Here is a 19,294-nt window from a genome sequence, read left to right as displayed (position 1 = left end):
TTAAAGTGTGATTTTGAAACCTAAGTTGAAACGCTTCTGAGTAGGATAAGCACTCCATCCACCGGTATTTGACTCACGGTCGTCTGGCATATCAGTCCAGAGGGCGAGGTTGTTACCGTTGACGAAAAGCTTCAGACTCTGAAGTCCAAGTGAGTGGAGCCATTTCTCCTTAGAGAAGGTGTAGGCGATTTCTGCATATTTCAGACGGAGATATGAACCGTCGAACATGAAGCGTGTACCATCTGTATATGGGCTCTTCTTAGTCAGCCATCGTGGCAGGGGCACATCACCGGTCTGGTTTTCCTTAGTCCAATAGCTACCTTCGTGGTAAGCGGTGTTACGTGTACCGCCGAGACTGCTCAAGCCCACCGAACGTGATACGTTGTTGGTGCCATAGAACTGTACGAAAGCAGAGAATCCCTTGAAGTCAACACCAATCTGGAAGTTACAGGTATTCTGAGGGATACTGGTGAATCCGTAAGGAATATAGTCGTTAGAGGTAATCTTACCGTCACCATCATAGTCAAGGATGATATAGTTACCGGGCATACGCTCGTCGTCGTTTTGGTCGTGAGCGGTACTACCATAGAGTTCGTCCCAGTTGTTATAGTAGCCCTTGTCAACATAGCAGTAGGTCTGACCGATACCCTTGCCAGCGTTCTTCTGGTAGATAGGTTTCAGTTCTGGGTCATCGCGGTCAATGATTTCACTCTTAGCGTGGGTGAACGATACGTTACCCCAGAGACGCCAGTCCTTATTGAGTTGTTTATTGAAGCGGATGTCAACTTCATAACCTTCACTGTTCACTTTACCCTTATTGACTGCAGGAGCACCACCGCCGAAGTATGAAGGAACGGCACGGTCGTTACCTGTAATCAAAATATCGGAACGCTTCTCCTTGAAGTAGTCGAACGATCCAGTGATCAGGCCACCGAAGAATCCGAAGTCGGCAGCGATGTCGAGCTTCTTAGCTTTCTCCCAGTGGAGGTCGGGGTTACCAAACTGTGTCTGTTGCCACCAAGTATAGGGGCTCTTTGCAGGATCCACACCTGTACTGTTCTGACGGAAGGCACCTGAGTTAGCCCAGAGGTCCATATAGAGCCAGCGCTGGTTTGACACCTGGTCGTCACCGATTTCACCGTAAGAAGCACGGAACTTCAACATATCAATAATGTGCTTATCGCGAAGCACCTTCATGAACTTCTCTTCACTGATAGTCCATCCGATAGCACCTGAGTTGAAGAATGCGAAACGGTTGTCGGGTGAGAAGAGTTCAGATCCGTTGTACGCACCGTTATACTCAATCATATATTTATGAGCATAGTCGTATGTGGCACGGAATACCCAGTTCTCACGATAGTAAGGCTGCTGGCTACCGGTAGCATACTGTTCACGGTTGAAGTTACCCATGGCACCTACGTTGTGCTGACCGAACTGACGCTGCCAGTTAACCTGTGCAGAATAGTTCAAGCGACGATATGACATCCAGTTGTTCACGCTACCAGCACCTGTTTTCCAAGCCTTGTTGTTCTTAAAGTCAAACTTGTAGTTCTTGTCGGTAGTAACATTGGTTACAATCTTACCGGTCTCAGGGTCAATCCACTGTGTGAAGTCATCCTCCCAGTCGGTGGTATCATCAATACCACGGCCTGTTTCATTGAAGGCGTTGTCGAATGCCAAACGTACCTGTGCACGCAATCCCTTGGTGATGAAGCCGAGGTCTTGTTCCAAGGTGAAGTCGGTGTTCAAACGGTCGTTAGTAGTATAACCGATACCGTTCACGATCAAGTCCATCATAGAGTTGGTAGCAGCCTGGTCGGGGTTCGGAGCATAGTAACCGAAAGCACCATTGCTGTAGATAGGACGGAAGGCATCAGGTGAGATACCATAGAAAGCAGACCAAACGAGATTTTCATACTGACCCTGTGTAGCTTTCTTCACTGCGTGTGAACCAGAGAGGTTTACGTGCAATTTAGTTGTCTTGGTAAGATTGAAGTCCAAGTTGCTGCGCACGTTGACACGGTCGTAAGAAAATCCTGGGTCATAACCACGAAGTGAAGGCATCTTCTTATAGATGTCACCTTCATGAGCGTAATCGACACTTGCGAAATACTTGGCAAATTTCGTACCGCCAGAGATATTCACGTTAGCCTGATACGAAACTGCGACGTCCTTCAGCAACTCATCGACCCAGTTTACGTTAGGATAACGTTCAAACTCCTCCTGGTTGGCAGGATGGCGATACTTATTAATACGGTCACGAGTCAGATAGTAAGCCCAAGCCTCAGGACGGTAGGGCAACTCAGCCTCGATTACATCATTACGCAGACTGAGCGCATCGTAAGCATCCATCATATCAGGAAGCTTCGAATAACTCTTCAGCGTAGTGCTTGCACTAACATTGACCGTAGCCTTGCCCTCTTCACCACGTTTGGTGGTAATCAAGATTACACCGTTGGCACCACGTACACCGAATACTGCTGTGGCTGATGCGTCCTTCAGCACGGAGATGGTAGCAACGGAGTTGATATCAACGCTCGACATGGGGCGCTCGATACCATCGACAAGGATAAGAGGTGCACTGTTGTTCCACGACGTCACACCACGAATGGTGATGGTTGGATCTTCATCACCAGGCTGACCAGTAGTCTGCATGGTAACAACACCAGGCAGATTACCCGCCAAGGCCTGTCCCAAACTGGTCACACCACCGGTGCGCTCCAACACTTTCGCCGTGGTTTGCGTAATGGCACCGACCACAGACTCTTTCTTCTGTTGACCGAAACCAACAACAATTACCTCTTGCAGAGCGTTATCGTCAGAAAGTTCGATACGCAGATTGCGCTGCTTACCAACCTTCACGCTCTTGGTAACCATGCCGACGTATGAGAATTCCAGAACGGAAGCCTCAGAAGGCACGTTGATAGAGAAATTACCGTCGAAGTCGGAAACCGTACCCGAACTGGCATCTCCCTTAATTCTCACTGTAGCTCCGATGAGACTTTCACCAGAACCATCCACGATCGTACCCTTGACCGTGATTCCCTTCTGGGCAAATGCGCCCAAAGTGAAGAGCATCAGCATCGCGATCAAAGAGAGCGAACGCTTCATTGTTAACACTTGTTTAACCATGTTTTTTCATTTTTGATTTGATATTTTGTTTTAGGTTGCTGAATTCACAAGCTTATTTCTGCGTACAAAGTTACGTATTTACTATAGTTTTCACTTTTCACAGAGTAACAAATACTTTATTTAGACGATAACACCTTGCGATTGCGCACAGTTCCATCCTTTAACACTTGTTTAATGATATAAACACCCTTTTGCGGTTTTTCCACCTGTTCACCTCTTATATTATAATAATAGGTGTGAGCCACTTCCTGTGAAGAAGCCACCGAACCGATGCCCGAAGCGTTTTGTTGTTTCTCCCACCATTCTTTATACCATTGGAAGCAGGCATAGGCACAGCACTCCTCAAAGAGATTATATTTTTTCGCGTTTTGGAACGCTGGTCGCACAGTGCCATTGGCGAGATATTCATCAATATCGAGATAGTCATGGGTATGGGTGAGTGTCATACCGATATTACCGAAGTGGTCATGCACGGCTTTCCAAGCTGCGCCCCATTTCGACGTCGAACCAGTTGCCCAACTGCCAAAGTTGGGAACGACCCATTGGTTCCACTCATTATAGTGTCCCTCCGATGTACGTCCGGGATCTTCTGGCGACCAATCAATCTCGGTCACCATGACGGGTTTGAAATCCACTACAGGCACATCATTATGAAAATTGGTAATGAAAGTCTGTGGATTGCAGTTATTATCGGTAATGTTGCCATACCATCCAGAATAGACATGAACGGCATAACCAAAGTTATTATCACTGATAGGATACTCCTTATAGCCCACATAGTTCGACTGATAACCTGCACCCGGCACCCAGATTATTCCGGTGAATCCTGCTTGACGAATAACATCTACTACGGGTTGGAAGAAATCGTGCAAGGCATTGGGAGCGAGGAATTGTCCTTTTCCATAGTCATACCCATACTTTACGCCATTAGCAGAATATACATTGACGGGTTCGTTGGCGAGTTCGATAGACACTTTACCTGCCAACGCTTTAATCTCTTCATGTTGTGCAAATTCCCGCCAAACGGTCTTCAGATAATTCTGATAACCATCACCCACCTTAATATTCTGCGGACAAACTCCTGGAGGACGCACAATGACATAAAGTCCGTGGGCAAGCGCTTTCTTTATAAGAGGTATATAAAGCTGATTGAGGAAAGTCTTATAGCGAGCGAGCGAGAATTTAGAAATGTCCGCCTCATTGGTTGCATTTCCGCTATTGGTCCAACAAGGATCCATGTGCAGACGGAACACATTGCAATAAGACCCTTGCGACTTGTCGGTAATAGCCGTGAAGATTTTCTCAAAGAAATTCAGACATGGTGGAATGTCGGCTGTGTCGTAACCGGGCTTCCACGATTGCCATCGCCATCCGTTGAAATAGCGGTTGGGGGTATCCATCACACCGTGCAGCTGAATAGCCTTACCAGTGGGATCAACCAAATGTTTGCCGCTAACCTTCAGAGCAGGCAATTCGGTTGTGGTCTGTGCCCCTGCTCTTGCAACATTTGCAAAAAGCAGGACTATCAGCCACAGCCGAATTGATTTTGAATAGTTGAATAGTTGCATTGCTTCTTTTTTAGTTTTAGGAAACCATGTACCATGGTTTTTCCTGTTTTACATAACCCAGACTGCATTGGAGTCTAAATGGTTTGTTTAGTTTGATTGCAAAGTTACGAAGTATTTTGCACGAGTAGTTTACAGTGTGTAACATACACTTTATATAACCTATATCATGTATCAAAACCTTTTCATCATGTACCAAACAACACATTTTCCCCATATAAAGGATGGTTTTGGGCCATTTTCTGTCGTTTTATAGAGGTTTTAACACTTTCATATAAAAATACATGTAACATAGAAAAAAACACCGCCAATGATGGTTTATTGCGGAAAAAGCAGTAATTTTGGACCAGAAACAAATATCTAACCCAAACATCTCCTAATGGTCTAACGACCCTTGGGGGCTAAAACAAGAAAAAGACAATGAAACAAATCCATTCAGAACAGGCTCCAGCAGCCATCGGCCCTTACAGTCAGGCCATCGAAGTAAACGGTTTCGTATTCGCATCTGGACAGATTCCTGTAGATCCTGCCACCGGCAACTTTGTAGAAGGCGGTGTTAAGGAACAGACTCGCCAATGCCTCACCAATGCCAAACATGTACTCGAAGCCGCAGGCACCGATTTGAGTCATGTGGTAAAAACCACTGTCTATCTCGACTCTATGGACGATTTTGCTGCTATGAACGAGGTTTATGCCGAGTTTTTTGCTCAGCCCTACCCTGCCCGTTCGGCTGTTGCCGTTGACCGTCTGCCCAAAGGGGCTTTGGTCGAAGTAGAGGTTCTGGCTGCCAAATAAGCATTGCCATGGTATATAGCGACCGCCGGGTCATTATCTCGTTGCTCATCGTGGGTATCGCCATGATGGGAATCCTTTTTGTGCTGACCGACGACAACCATACAGAATCGGTACGCGCACGTAAAGAAGCTCCAGAAAAGTCCAAGCATCGCTATTATCACACCCAAGGACAGCGGGTGGAGTCGTTTGTGTTTGATCCGAACACAGCCGACTCTATCCAACTGCTCCGTTTGGGACTGCGCCCATGGCAGGTGCGCAACATTTATAAATACAGGTCGAAAGGTGGCATCTATCGCACTAAAGCCGATTTTGCTCGCCTTTACGGACTGACCGTCAAGGATTACCGCCGACTGGAACCCTATATCCGCATCTCGGCAGACTATCAGTCGGCAGCATCACTGTTTGCCGACGACCGTCACCCACGCGACACCTCTCGTATGCGACGTGACTCGCTCTACCAGCATCGCGACACTACGAAATGGATTAAGAAGATTACCAACACCCAACGCATCGTGCTCAACACTGCCAGCGAGGAAACGCTGCGTCAAGTGCCTGGCATCGGCACGTTCTATGCCAAGGAGATTATTCGTCATGGTAAATGGATTGGTGGCTATGTGGATGTCAACCAACTCGACGAGATTGAGAATTTTCCCAAGCAGGCCAAACAGTATTTCGTCATCAGCAAGCCCAATCCTGCCAAACTGAAAATCAACGAGTTGTCGTTCTCTGCTTTGCGGCGTCACCCCTACATCAATTTTTATCAGGCTAAAGACATCATAGACTATCGCCGGCTCTATGGTCGTATCCACTCGCTGGCAGACTTAGAGTTTTCTGCCGCATTCAGCGAACATGATTTGAAACGCTTGGAACCCTACGTGGAGTTTTGATTTCACACCGCACGGATATGTTTTTCCTACATTCTATTGTGCGATTCATTTTTTTATAGTACCTTTGCCAGTGCGGAACATCCGCCTAACCTATACATAAAAGAAATGAAAAAACTAACATTACTATTGTTTATGGCTATACAGACCATGACTCTACTCGCTCAGGAAAAACTGGTGGCCCTCAGTTTTGACGATGGTCCCAACACCACCACTACTGTCCACATGCTCGATGTATTGAAGAAACATGGTGTCAAGGCATCTTTCTTCGTCATTGGCAACAATATCACCGAAGAGAGTGCCGTAGTGATGAAACGTGCCCACGACGAGGGCCACGAGATTGAGAACCATAGTCTTACCCACAGTCCAATGTCGCAACTCACGCCCGACTCTATCCGCAAAGAAATCAAGACAACCTCGGCTTTGGTCGAGAAATATGTGGGTGAGGCGCCTGTGTTCTTCCGTCCACCATATATCAATGTCAACCAGACACTGTATGATAATGTCGATTTGGGATTCATCTGTGGTGAAGGTTGTGAAGACTGGCTCGACCATGTCACTGCCGAACAGCGTGTAGAGCGCCTGACAGCTTGTGCACGTGACGGTCTCATCTTCTTGCTCCACGATTTCAAGGGCAACGAACAGACTGTTGCTGCTGTCGATCAGCTCATTCCCATACTGCAAGCCAAAGGTTTCCGCTTCGTCACAGTCAGAGAACTCTTCAAGGCAAAAGGTATTAAAGCACAGAAGAATCTGATTTACAGCGATGTTATACATCCAGAGCATCGCATCCAGTAGTACCACACTGCTCTTCTAACCGCACCATCTATGTAGTTTCTACACTTCGTGGAAAGCCGCCATAGACGAAAAGAGTTGAAAAGATTTGCATAATTGAGGATAAATCTTTAATTTTGCCCACATAACGTGCAAAATCGATGACATTCGAACAAGAAATAGCCGAATACGAGAAGTTGCGACAACAATATCAAAACATTGTCGTCAACAAGATGGACAGAGCAGAATACCTCAATTACAATGAGATACTCTGCTCTACCCATTCATGTGCCATAGAAGGCAACACATTCTCTGTAGATGACACACGCGAACTGAAAGAAAAAGGACTGGGCATGATTCCAGCAGGCAAGAGTTTGCTTGAAGCATTCGAAATGCTTGACCATTTCGATGCATTCGAATACATCGTCCAGCATATCCAAACACCACTCAACGAGGAACTTCTGAAAGAAACCAATAGGCGAGTGACTTGCCACACCCTATCCTATAAGTCACCAGATGCTACACCTGGTGAATATACCACAACAGATATGGCAGCAGGCGACACTGTCTTTGGCAGTCACGAAAAACTTGTGGCAAAGGTTCCCGAACTTCTCGCTTCTACCGAAAAAGCTATTCTTGCTGCGCAGACTTCACAGTCTGTTGCAACATCGTCGATAGCAATACCACACCCTATGGTCATTGCTGCACGCTTTCATGGTTTCTACGAATACCTCCACCCCTTCCGCGATGGCAACGGACAAACAGGTCGCCTCATCAGCAACTACATCTTGCTACGTTTAGGCCATCCACTACTGATCATCCCAGCAGAACAGCGACAAGAGTATATCTCTGCACTACGTATGATTCGCACCGAAGCCACTGATGAGCACCTTATACTTTTCTTCTTCAAGATGGCAACGGAAAGAATGCGCAACGAACTGAAACAGAAAGAGATCAACACCAATCTATTCAGCACATTCCTCTTCTAACCGTTGCTATCAGCAAAGATGTTTCGCGTGGTCAAAGCCCTGACCGGCGTACAAAAATTTAGTTTTTAGAAAATTTCGACCACACGACCACACTATAGCACTAATACGTTGATTTACAACAAGCTACACCGTGGTCAAAAGCCTTTTCACTGTGTTTTTCGACCACATATCGACCACAGTCTATTTTTTCAACTTGCTCCAAGGCGTTTCACGAGATAGTCTGTACCATATCTGGTGACACGTCTTTCCAAACCAGCAATCTGTTTCAAGTGACGACCAAGTGTTTGTATATTCGCCACACTCAAGCCACTGCCGAACCGAGTTTTCAGTTCGGCATAGATTTTTGCTACTGACAGATACTCACCCTCTATCTCATTGGCTGCCGGTGAGAAACATGCTGCGAAACACTGTTCAACAGGGATGATGGTGGTAAACCGCTCGTTGTTTTCCATGACAAGTCTCGTTTGTTCCTCGTCAAACCATGTTTTCTCACCATTTTCTATTGCCTCAACTGCCTGTGCATAAAGTTGTTCGTGGTTGGGACGACAATCCACACGTATAGGAGCAGTCAACTCGATAGCCATAAAACGGCGATTGCCTGACGGATCTGCCAAGATATCGTCCATATTGCTGGTGGCAATAAACGAGGCGAGACGCGGAAATTCCTCAACATGAGTGCCATAAGCGCGTTTGATCTTGATATTAGACAACTGGATGAGGTTTTTCAGAAAACCCTGTTGCACCTTGGGCGATATCTGGTTGAACTCGTCGAGATTGATCAGCAGAAACTGCGACATAGCCTGCAACACCTGACGTTTCTCGTTGAGTAAAAGATTGTCATTATAGCCCCATTGCAGTTCGGGCGGTAGCAAACTGCGACAAAACGTACTCTTATGGTAACCCTGTGGCGAAATGAGCAGAGGCACCATACTGTTGCCATACCGTCGGTTATACTGTCCTCGCCATTGGTTGACCATGGCGAGAAACCAGATGCGAAACCATGTTTCCCAGTGTGGATTGGCGGTTGGCACGGTTCGTGCCAATGCTCCGATATGGTCTTGTCCGTCCCATTTTCCATGCAGTCGGTAGAGATAATGGTCCATAGGATTGTATTTGCGTATGATATCCGACTCAAGATAATTTTTCACATCTTTATAGGAGACATTGATTCCTGCCAGAAGGAGTTCGACCGCCATGCGTTTTTTCACGCGTTCATCGAGTGGTTGAAAGTCATAATACGCTTTCTGCCGATTCAGATACTCGGTATATTTCATCAGATCATTATAGCGAAAGTCATAGTGACTGTCAAAATAGGCAATCATACGCTTAATCTCCGAAAGCGGATTTTCCGTTGCATCATCGACTTTCACAGGCGATGGCATATCCAACATATCAGATTGACAATCTACCCCATAGCGATTCACGCGAAGCGGTATCGCCTGAGGATTGTAATATGGATGGGCATCGAGAGTGTTGAGGAAATTATCATACAAAGTAGATACTTCCTTCGCCCCTTTTCCTTCAATCTGTGAGAGATAGAGCGGTCGGATGCGTGCTGCTGCCTGACGGTAGAGGTGTTTTGCCACTTCTTCATCAGTAGGCAACATGCCATTTTCATCGGCATAGCGCACCAACACCACGATGCCCTTAGCATCGGCAGCGGTCACCACAAGGTAGGTAGAGGGCAGAAAAGCGGCATTTGTCTTGGCTTTTTCGAGTGATTCTTTCCCTATAATGTCATCAAAATACAACATAAGAATACCATTGTTACGGGTCATCATAAGGTTGCCGTTGCTGTCTTTTGTAAATTCAGCAGCAGGGAACACATGGCGCCAAGTGGGGATGGCATGATGAAAGTCGTAGCCCAAAATACTGTCGGCAACCTCTTCTCGAAATTTTCCCACAGTCTGTTGCGCATCATCATGTGCAATTTGCTCCATCCATTTCACGATGTCAACGGTTCTCAAGGTCTGTCTGTTTTTTGTGTTTCTTCTTGTAATTGTGAATTTCATAGTGTTTATATTTATTTGTTGTTCAATAACTTATGTTTATTTCCCCATACAGGCACCCGTATCTTTTATGGCTATCCAACATTTTCAGCCCTTTGCCACATACCTGACAAAAGTATTATCAAACGTTGGATAAAGGTATTATCAAACGTTAGATAAAAGTATTATCAAACGTTGGATAAAGGTATTGTCAAACGTTGGATAAAAGTATTGTCAAACGTTAGAAAGATGTTCTTTCAACGTTGGAAAGATGTTTTTTCAACGTTGGAAACGACTCATATCAAACGTTGGGCAAAGACTTATACGCCTGCATGGTTGACACTTATTCAATAGGCTGATCTGTCAGCATGTATTCATCTTCATAATGGTCGAATGTGACATAAGAACAACCATTGTCTTTAAGCATACCAACAATCGCTTGCTGTTGTTCGGAAGACAAATGTTTTTCTCCTCGGTTATAACGATAGAAGGTGGAAATACTGCCCAAATAATTGATCAACTGTTGACGAACTTCGCCAATTTTACCATACTCCACTTGCTTCAACATATTCTTCATTCCCCATGCTGTTTTCACCATTTTCAAGCGCACGAAATAATGACAATCGCCATTATTGACAGCATCGGGATAGATGGCAAGTCCTTGGTGGAGATCAGCATCTTTGTAGTGCATAGAGATTTGTCGAAAACATTGTGAGGCAAGCGGGCATTGGGTATTGAAACAAAAAGCCCATTGGTCAGTAATCAATCGTTTGACAGTCTGTGTTTCGATAGGTTGTGTTTTCATAAGCTGTTAATTATTAAGTTATTAAATTAAAAAATGTGTTTCTCGTTATCTGGTTCATGCCCGTTAGGCTGATAGGGCGTGATGTGTTTTTCCGCCTACAAAGATAATAAATTTGATGAGCGAATGCAAGAGTTTTCCAATATTTTTTTTCGGCTTTGCTTTTTCTCCATCTTCAGAATCAATCATTTTTTTCAAACAAAACAGGACATCGAGGATCTCTCCCTAAATCTGATTTTGGTGGTCGATGTGTGGTCGAAAATCACAGTTTCCGCCATTCGACCACACAGGGCATTTCATTCTCCTTCAATGTTTTAGACCAGTCTGGTGGTCGAGTGGTAACAAAAGTGCGACATCGCGTGTGCGCATGCACGCGAAGGTCCTTATTCATAGAAAACGCATCCTTTGCTTTTTTTCTCCAAATATATAGCTTTTGCAGCATACTAAGAAAACAAGCTGCTATTACGCATCAGGTTGTATGGCAGAAACATGCTTAGGAATTTTGTGATTTTACAGTCTAAAAACTATGGAATTTTGTGATTTTGTAGCCTAAAAACCACGGAATTTTGTGATTTTACAGCCTAAAAACCATGGAATTTTGTGAGAAATACACCTAAAAACTATGGAATTTTGTGATTTTACAGCCAAAACGCTTGGGAATTTTGTGAAAAACAAGTATCTTTGCAAACAAAATAGAACCAAAAAGTATTGATTATGAAGCTTTTGCAAAGAAAGATTGACAGCATTCTAAAAGAATGGAAGAAAAACGAGAACAGACTTCCTCTTATCGTCAAAGGTGCACGACAAGTGGGAAAGACAGCTTCTATCTTGCAATTTGCCCATAGCAACTACAAAAATGTGGTAGCCATCAACTTCGTATTGCAACCCAAATACAAAGCAATATTCGAAGAAGGTTACGAGGTGGATGACATCATCAGAAATCTAACACTTATCGATCCTTCTCTGAAGATTGAACCTACAAACACTCTTATCTTCTTTGATGAAATGCAAGACTGCCCAGCCTGCGCCACCAGTCTGAAAGCCTTTAAGATAGACGGCAGATATGATGTTATCTGCTCTGGCTCGCTGATGGGCATCAACTATCAGGAAATAGAATCAAATAGTGTAGGATATAAAGAAGATTACACCATGCATTCCATGGATTTCGAAGAGTTTTTGTGGGCAAAAGGTTATGACTCCTCTTTTATAAATAGTCTATACGACAAAATGACTACCGTCACTCCACTTACTCGTATAGAGATGGATATTCTGGAGAAGATATTCCGTGAATACATGACCATTGGCGGCATGCCTGCTGTGGTCAACCAGTTTGTCTCTAACAAAAACTTCAGTGGTACACTCAAAATGCAGCAACAACTTCTGCTCGACTACGAAGAAGACATTACCAAATATGCACACGGACTCGACAAAGGCAGAATCAAGAATGTCTATGACCACATCACCGTGTTCCTTGGACAAGACAATAAGAAATTCCAAATAAGTAAAATTGCCCGTGGAGCGAGAAACAGAGAATATGTGGGAACCATTGAATGGTTGCGCAATGCCGGTATCATCAACGTATGCTATTGTTTGTCACAACTTACCCTTCCATTGAAAGGCAATTATGATCCCAAAACCTATAAACTCTATTATAAAGACACAGGATTGTTGGTTGCCTCACTCGACGAAGAATCACAAGAAGACCTAAGGACAAACAAAAACTATGGCACATACAAAGGTGCTATTTATGAAAACATCGTGAGCGACATGCTTGTCAAACAAGGATACAACCTGTATTTCTATCGCAATGAGAAATCCACTATTGAGATGGACTTCTTTATCCGCGATGCCAAATCACTCATCCCCGTAGAGGTTAAAGCCACTGACAATGCCACTAAATCACTGTCAAAACTGACTGCGCAAGATGGAAAATATCCCGACATCCGTTACGGCATCAAACTCTGCAACAAGAACATAGGATTCAATGGGAAATTCTATACGTTTCCCTACTTTCTCACCTTCTTGCTCAAAAGATTGCTGAGCACAAACTCCCTCACACGCTGAGTATATTCCTGATGATGGTCACGATAGGCGTGCGCATGGTCTGACCCTGTTGCCACATAGATGGCTTTGCGACCGTGTGTCTTTGCCTCGTAAAGGGGTTTCAGCATGCGATAAGGCACGAAGTCATCGCAGTCGCCGTGGATAAAGAGCATCGGTTTCACACTCTTGCGCACCTGGTCGATCTGTCGGGCTTCGTCAAACGACCAGCCATAACGTGCCTCGCAGAGCCACGACGTGGTAGTCATCAACGGAAAGGCGGGCAGTCCAAACTGATCTTTCAGCTGTGCAGCAAACTCATCCTTCACCGAGCTGTAGCCACAGTCTTCCACGAAACACTCCACTCTATCGGGTGTTTGCTCTCCAGATAGCGCCATCACCGTAGCGGCACCCATCGAAATGCCATGAATCACCTGACGCGTTGACTGCCCGTCAGCAAAGATGCCATCAGCCACTTCCGACCATCGCAACACATCCCAACGGTCGTTCCACCCCATCTGTATATGGTCGCCCTCACTTTCGCCGTGGGCATAGAGGTCGGGCAATAGCACATTGAATCCCATATCGTGATTGTAGAGATAGGCAATATGGAGCATACCCTCTGCCCTCACCTTATAGCCATGCACCACCACTGCCGTGCGGTTGGTGCGTTTCGGCGCATAGAGGTAGATGGCATGGGCACGATAGCCCGATGGCATCGTGACAAAGGTATCTTTCACACAGTGGTTCTGATAGACAGAATCCATCCAGTGTGTCGTCCACGGACATTCGTCTTTGATGCGGTCTTGCCAATGTTCGGCACTGTTACGCTCTTGTTGTGGATAGCCCAACGAATAGTCGATCATATAACTGCTGGCTACTGCCAGTATCAATGCCACCAGTATCAAAACAATGGCAACCGAGGCTTGGAAGCGTCTTTTCTTTCTCTTTATCATTGCGTTACAATCTTTATTATCTTTGCTTTTTCATTGGCGAAGATACAACATTTCATGCAAACCTGTATCATCCTCACTCATATTTTATAATATCTTCACAACCGCAAGAGTCTTTCCACCATCTCTTGTCATCGGAATTATTCGTTTCTTATCATCAATAACCAAAAACACCTAAACGATAAAGAAACAAACACGAATGCTTGGTATTCACAGACAAATAGTGTAACTTTGCATAAGACTATTACTATTCCCAACAATAACATACCACACTAACATGAAAAAAGTATTATTCCTATTGCTTCTAATTGGAACAACTTTCACTGTATCTATATCAGCTTCTGTCAATATACCATTAAACGATGGATGGCTTTTCAACCGTGGCTTTCAAGCTTCTTCTGGAATGACAAAAGTAAACCTGCCACATACATGGAATGCAGAGGACGGAATGTTTGGCAACACCGATTACTATCGCGGACTGTGTAACTACACCCGTAAACTGCAACTCCCTATCCAATACCAAGGGAAACGCATATTTCTGAAAGTCGGTGCTGCACAAACAGTGGCTGATGTCTTTGTGGATCATCATTTTGTAACACAACACAAAGGCGGATATACGGCATTTGTGGCTGAGTTGACCGACTTGATCAAACCAGGAAAGGAGAGTACATTGGAGATTCGTGTCAATAATGCGCCAACTATGGATATTGCACCTATATGTGGTGACTTCAATATCTTTGGCGGTCTATACCGTGGTGTAGAACTGATAGTGACCGATGATGTTTGTATTGCACCTGACTATTATGCAAGTTCTGGCGTGTTTTTCACTCAAACAGAGGTAACAGAAAAGAAAGCCGCATTGAAGATAGAAACGCTACTTTCTTCAAAAGAAACATCACTGGATGGTTGCGAAGTGGAATTTCAGTTATACGACAGGGGGAAACAACTTCGTCGCTTGGTCTGCAACGAAATATCGGAAGGGAACAAGGTGGTAATGACCACTACAATAGACAATCCTCACTTGTGGAATGGAGTGAAAGATCCGTTTCTGTATCAGGCTGTTGTCATATTGCGAAAGAATGGACGAGAAATAGACAGGAGGCAGGAGGCAATAGGATTCCGCTATTATCACGCAGATGCAGATAAAGGATTCTTTCTGAATGGAAAGCCATATCGACTCAATGGGGTTAACATGCATCAAGACAGGGCAGAAATTGCCACAGCACTCCGTCAGTACAACCATGACGAGGACTTGGATATCGTTCAGGAGATGGGATGCAATGCTATCAGACTCAGTCATTACCCCCAATCCAAATACCTACACCAACAAATGGATCGTCGCGGATTGGTAGCATGGGCTGAAATTCCTTTCGTCAATGTATATGTCACAAACCCCAACTATGACGAGAACCTACGTCAGCAGTTAAAAGAACTGATACTACAAAACTACAATCACCCCTGTATCTTGTTTTGGGGACTCTTCAACGAAATCAACTCTGGATGGTTAGACCGCCCTTCTAAAATGGCAAAAGACCTCCATGACTTGGCACATCAATTAGACCCTTCACGCCCAACAATGGGGGCAAGCAATCAAGATGATGATTTCAACGGCACACCCGATTTGATTGCATTCAACAAATATTTCGGATGGTATGACGACAAAATGGGAGAAATTGGCAACTGGGCTGACAACGAGCACCGCAAACACCCAGAAAGGAAAATGGGTATCAGCGAATATGGAGCAGGCGCATGCGTATTCCAACAAACAGATTCATTAATTCACCCAGACCCATTAGGACAATGGCATCCTGAAAACTGGCAAACCTATTACCACATCAGGAATTGGACTGAACTACAGAAACGCCCATACCTCTGGTGCAACTTTATTTGGTGTATGTTCGACTTTGCTTCTGCTGGTCGTAGAGAAGGCACCATTCCTGGTCGCAACGACAAGGGACTGGTAACTTACGACAGGCGCACAAAGAAGGACGCTTATTATTTCTACAAAGCCAACTGGAACAAAGACGATCAATTTGTGTACATTGCAGGAAAGAGAAATACACTAAGAAGCTGTAAAACCACTATTATACTGGCATTTAGCAATAGCGGCCCTGCCAGCTTGTATATCAATGGAAAGTCTTACGGACAGGCATTTCCTGACAACGTTAATGTGTTACAATGGAAGAATGTTACACTGGACACTGGTGTAAACACTATCGAAGTTAAAAACAAACACAGTAAAGACACATGTACATGGGTATTGTCTGAAACCATTGACTAATATCACTTCACAACGAAAACGATGAAACACCTACTAATTACTACAGTGGCACTGATGACATTGGGAACTAACGCAATGGCACAAACTGAAAACGAATGCCTTGACTTCCTCTATCAGCACATGCCCACACCCGACAGCGTGGATTACCCCAAATCTTATTGGCGCAACCAAGTGCGACTCGCACTGAAAGCCAGAAAGACCATGCCCTGGGGACAAACCGTACCCCTATGGGAATTTCAAAACTTCGTACTGCCCGTGCGTGTCAACAACGAAGCACTCGATGAAGCACGTGCCACCATTTATAAAGAACTGATGCCACGACTGAAAGGAATGACTATGGAGGAGGCGGCACTCGAAGTCAACCACTGGTGTCACGAGAAAGTAAGCTACCGACCAAGCGACGGCAGAACCGCTGCACCACTGGCTACCATGCGCAACAGCATAGGGCGCTGTGGCGAAGAAAGCACCTTCACTGTGTCTGCCATGCGTAGCGTGGGCATCCCTGCACGACAAGTATATTGCCCACGATGGGCACACACCGACGACAACCATGCATGGGTTGAGGTGTGGATTGACGGTAAATGGCGATTCTTGGGAGCATGCGAACCTGAAGCCACGCTCGACAAAGGATGGTTCAACTGGGCTGCAAGTCGGGCCATGCTGGTAAGGGCATTCGACTATGAAGGCAACAGCATCTCTACCACCACGACATACGCTCCAGTCAAGACTCTCAACGTGAAAGTGGTGGACGAGAACGGAACGCCCATCAAGAATGCCACCGTAGATTTCAGACTCTACAACTATTCGGAGTTTTATCCCTTGCATACTGCAAAAACAGATGCAGAAGGATGCGCTGCGTTTCTAACCGGATACGGCGATCTGCAGGTATGGGTGAGCACTGGCGATAGATACGGAGCTATGAAGGCTGATGCCTACACCACAACCATGACCATCACCCCCAATCGCAAAACAGGATGCGAATGGACTGAGCAATACGACTGGCATGTGCCGACAACTGTACTTCAAGAACCTGACCGCAGCATTGTAGATACAGTCAGCGCAAATGGAAGACGACTGATGCGCGAAGACAGCATACGCGCTGCCTATCAGCAACATACTTTCTACAAAGGACAAGACGAGACGCTTCGCAAAGCGCGTAGCAACTGGAAGGTAATAGAACGATTCATCAAGGAGAACCACCCCCATACGGCTCTCGTGCTGAAAGGCCTCAACGAGAAAGATCTAAGCGACGTGACGATTGATGTGTTGCACGATGCCTGCCTCATGAACGAAGAGGCTCTAAAATGTGGCGGTGTGCGCATCTCTACCGAACACCTCCGTCCCTTTGTGGCTTTCCTGCAAAAACAACTGCCGAAGATGACCGCTAAGGAATGGATCAACTGGGTGGAACAAAACATTGCTGTAGATAACAGCAAAAATCCAAAACAGCTCTATACCTCAGTGGTGGGTATCTATAACAGCAGACGATGCAACGACCGAAGCCGCGAACTCTTTACCGTTGCAGGCGCTCGGGCATTGGGCATGAAAGCGGAACTCGACCCACTGGGCAAAGCAATGGTGGCTGACAACAACGCTACAGCAACAAGCGGATGGCTCAGACTTGCTAACAAAGAAGAGAAAGTGGAACAGGTTGCAATGGGCACACTTCAACTGGATGTGCCGAAAGACATCATGTACTACCATGGCTACACCATTTCGAAAATGGTCAACGGACGACCCACACCACTCGACTATGCAGACGATGACCCTACCGTAACAGGCAAATTCCGCGAAGGATTGATGTTGCCTGAAGGCGACTATCTACTCACCACGGGCACTCGACTGAAAGGCGGCGATGTGCTTACCCATAGCACCATGTTCTCGTTGAAGGCAGGAGAGACCAAGAAGGTGAACGTACTCTTCCGCACCAGTCAACACAGTGTGAAGGGCGACTTACAACTCGACGACAGCGAAATCAACTCAAATGCCACTTCCCATCAGAGTGCACAATAACGCTGGGGTCTATTCATGAGCATTCACTATTCATTCAATAAAAATATGATATTAGAACTTTGCTGTGAAAACATCGAGAGCGTAGAGGCTGCTGTCCTTGGCGGTGGCAATCGTATAGAACTGTGTCGCAATTTGGAAGTAGGCGGACTGACTCCCGATCGCGAACTGACCCGTCAGGCGGTAAAATGCTGTCATGAAGGCGGTTTGAGTGTGCAGGTATTGATTCGTTCACGTGGTGGTGATTTCGTCTATACCGATGACGAAGTGGAACAGATGGCTGAAGACATACGCATGGCTATCATCGACGAAAAAGCTGACGGTATCGTGATTGGAGCACTCACCAAAGAGGGTGACATCGACTTGGAGGCTTGTCGCAAATGGATGGACATGGTGCGCCAACCAGACGGCACCTTCTCTTGTGAAGTGACCTTCCATCGTGCTTTCGACAGATGCCGTAACCCGATGGAGGCTATCGAACAGATTGCTGCCATGGGATGCGTTCGTATGCTCACATCGGGTCAGCAGCCCACAGCGGAAGAAGGTATTCCCCTACTCCGTCAACTCGTAGAGAAAGCCAAAGAACTGTCTGTGAAATATGGTCATCCGTTCAACATCCTATGTGGTTCAGGTGTTACAGAAGTGAGTGCACCCATCATCCTGCAAGCCACAGGAGCTACAGAGATTCATGGTTCACTGCGCACAGGACGTGCAACAGATGTAGAAAAGGTTAAAAAGGTGATGGCATTTATGGCTGAGCAAGGCTAACCGCTCATCACTTTCTATCATCCTGATAATAAATAGGAGGGAATCACACATACGAATTTATCATGACTTTATGGTTGTTTGTCAAATATATACACTATATTTGCAACATCTCTGTGGGTTCTGCATGGTAACCACAATCCTTCATCATCATACTATTATAGTGGCAGGCCAACATGGTCTGCCACTATTTGTCTAATCCTAATCGGTCATTAGAGTTTGGTACGCGTAATGGCGAAACATCATTCGACTTTACGCTATTCTTGTTCTAAAAGGATGTTTTTAGAAAAGAAAAGCAGAGGATTGTGACAGATAT

The 19,294-nt window shown here is 45.5% G+C and carries 13 protein-coding genes; 8 read left to right on the top strand and 5 right to left on the bottom strand.

Annotation, left to right across the window (positions count from 1 at the left end):
- Together CIK90_RS10425 and CIK90_RS10420 are read right to left on the bottom strand one after the other, a co-directional pair.
- Positions 1-3,111 (bottom strand): SusC/RagA family TonB-linked outer membrane protein, encoded by a 3,111-nt coding sequence (locus CIK90_RS10425; RefSeq protein WP_371596030.1) that lies wholly within the window; start codon positions 3,109-3,111, stop codon positions 1-3.
- Positions 3,112-3,248: 137 nt separating this feature from the next.
- Positions 3,249-4,700 carry a cellulase family glycosylhydrolase gene (locus tag CIK90_RS10420; protein ID WP_094465257.1) on the bottom strand — a complete coding sequence of 484 codons (1,452 nt, stop codon included), beginning with the start codon at positions 4,698-4,700 and terminating at the stop codon, positions 3,249-3,251.
- A gap of 417 nt (positions 4,701-5,117) precedes the next feature.
- Here CIK90_RS10420 and CIK90_RS10415 point away from each other — a divergent pair, with 417 nt between their 5' ends.
- The 4 genes from CIK90_RS10415 (at position 5,118) to CIK90_RS10400 (ending at position 8,139) form a co-directional block, all read left to right on the top strand.
- On the top strand, positions 5,118-5,492 hold the full coding sequence (locus CIK90_RS10415) for a RidA family protein (RefSeq protein WP_094390588.1): 375 nt from the start codon (positions 5,118-5,120) through the stop codon (positions 5,490-5,492).
- Between the two features lie 8 nt (positions 5,493-5,500).
- Positions 5,501-6,379: a helix-hairpin-helix domain-containing protein gene (locus CIK90_RS10410; RefSeq protein ID WP_094465255.1), complete on the top strand. Its 879-nt coding sequence runs from the start codon at positions 5,501-5,503 to the stop codon at positions 6,377-6,379.
- A gap of 105 nt (positions 6,380-6,484) precedes the next feature.
- Positions 6,485-7,174 (top strand): polysaccharide deacetylase family protein, encoded by a 690-nt coding sequence (locus CIK90_RS10405; RefSeq protein WP_216820913.1) that lies wholly within the window; start codon positions 6,485-6,487, stop codon positions 7,172-7,174.
- Positions 7,175-7,311: 137 nt separating this feature from the next.
- Positions 7,312-8,139, top strand: coding sequence for a Fic family protein (locus CIK90_RS10400; protein WP_094465254.1), 828 nt, complete (start codon positions 7,312-7,314; stop codon positions 8,137-8,139).
- Between the two features lie 188 nt (positions 8,140-8,327).
- Here the strand turns inward: CIK90_RS10400 and CIK90_RS10395 are convergent, their stop codons facing one another.
- Positions 8,328-10,151: a VapE domain-containing protein gene (locus CIK90_RS10395; RefSeq protein WP_094465252.1), complete on the bottom strand. Its 1,824-nt coding sequence runs from the start codon at positions 10,149-10,151 to the stop codon at positions 8,328-8,330.
- A 319-nt stretch (positions 10,152-10,470) separates the two neighbouring features.
- Entirely contained in the window at positions 10,471-10,932 is a 462-nt protein-coding gene (locus CIK90_RS10390; RefSeq protein ID WP_094465250.1) for a DUF6078 family protein, read from the bottom strand.
- Between the two features lie 711 nt (positions 10,933-11,643).
- On the opposite strand from CIK90_RS10390, the gene CIK90_RS10385 reads away from it, so the two are divergent.
- Complete coding sequence (locus CIK90_RS10385; RefSeq protein WP_094435599.1) at positions 11,644-12,993, top strand: ATP-binding protein; 1,350 nt, start codon at positions 11,644-11,646, stop codon at positions 12,991-12,993.
- Here CIK90_RS10385 and CIK90_RS10380 read toward each other — a convergent pair.
- Entirely contained in the window at positions 12,936-13,925 is a 990-nt protein-coding gene (locus tag CIK90_RS10380) for an alpha/beta hydrolase (protein WP_094465248.1), read from the bottom strand. The genes CIK90_RS10385 and CIK90_RS10380 overlap by 58 nt on opposite strands.
- 400 nt (positions 13,926-14,325) lie before the next feature.
- Between CIK90_RS10380 and CIK90_RS10375 the strand changes: the two genes are divergently transcribed.
- The 3 genes from CIK90_RS10375 to CIK90_RS10365 are packed head-to-tail and all read left to right on the top strand — an operon-like array spanning position 14,326 to position 18,981.
- A complete protein-coding gene (locus CIK90_RS10375; RefSeq protein WP_254046332.1) occupies positions 14,326-16,203 on the top strand; it encodes a glycoside hydrolase family 2 TIM barrel-domain containing protein in 1,878 nt (625 codons plus the stop codon).
- Between the two features lie 21 nt (positions 16,204-16,224).
- Complete coding sequence (locus tag CIK90_RS10370; RefSeq protein ID WP_094465243.1) at positions 16,225-18,216, top strand: transglutaminase domain-containing protein; 1,992 nt, start codon at positions 16,225-16,227, stop codon at positions 18,214-18,216.
- A 45-nt stretch (positions 18,217-18,261) separates the two neighbouring features.
- Positions 18,262-18,981 (top strand): copper homeostasis protein CutC, encoded by a 720-nt coding sequence (locus tag CIK90_RS10365; RefSeq protein WP_158214984.1) that lies wholly within the window; start codon positions 18,262-18,264, stop codon positions 18,979-18,981.
- The last annotated feature ends 313 nt before the right edge of the window (positions 18,982-19,294 follow it).

The sequence above is a fragment of the Prevotella sp. P5-126 genome (assembly GCF_002251185.1).
Taxonomy (GTDB): Bacteria; Bacteroidota; Bacteroidia; order Bacteroidales; family Bacteroidaceae; genus Prevotella.
This window is presented reverse-complemented; position numbering and strand designations above follow the sequence as displayed.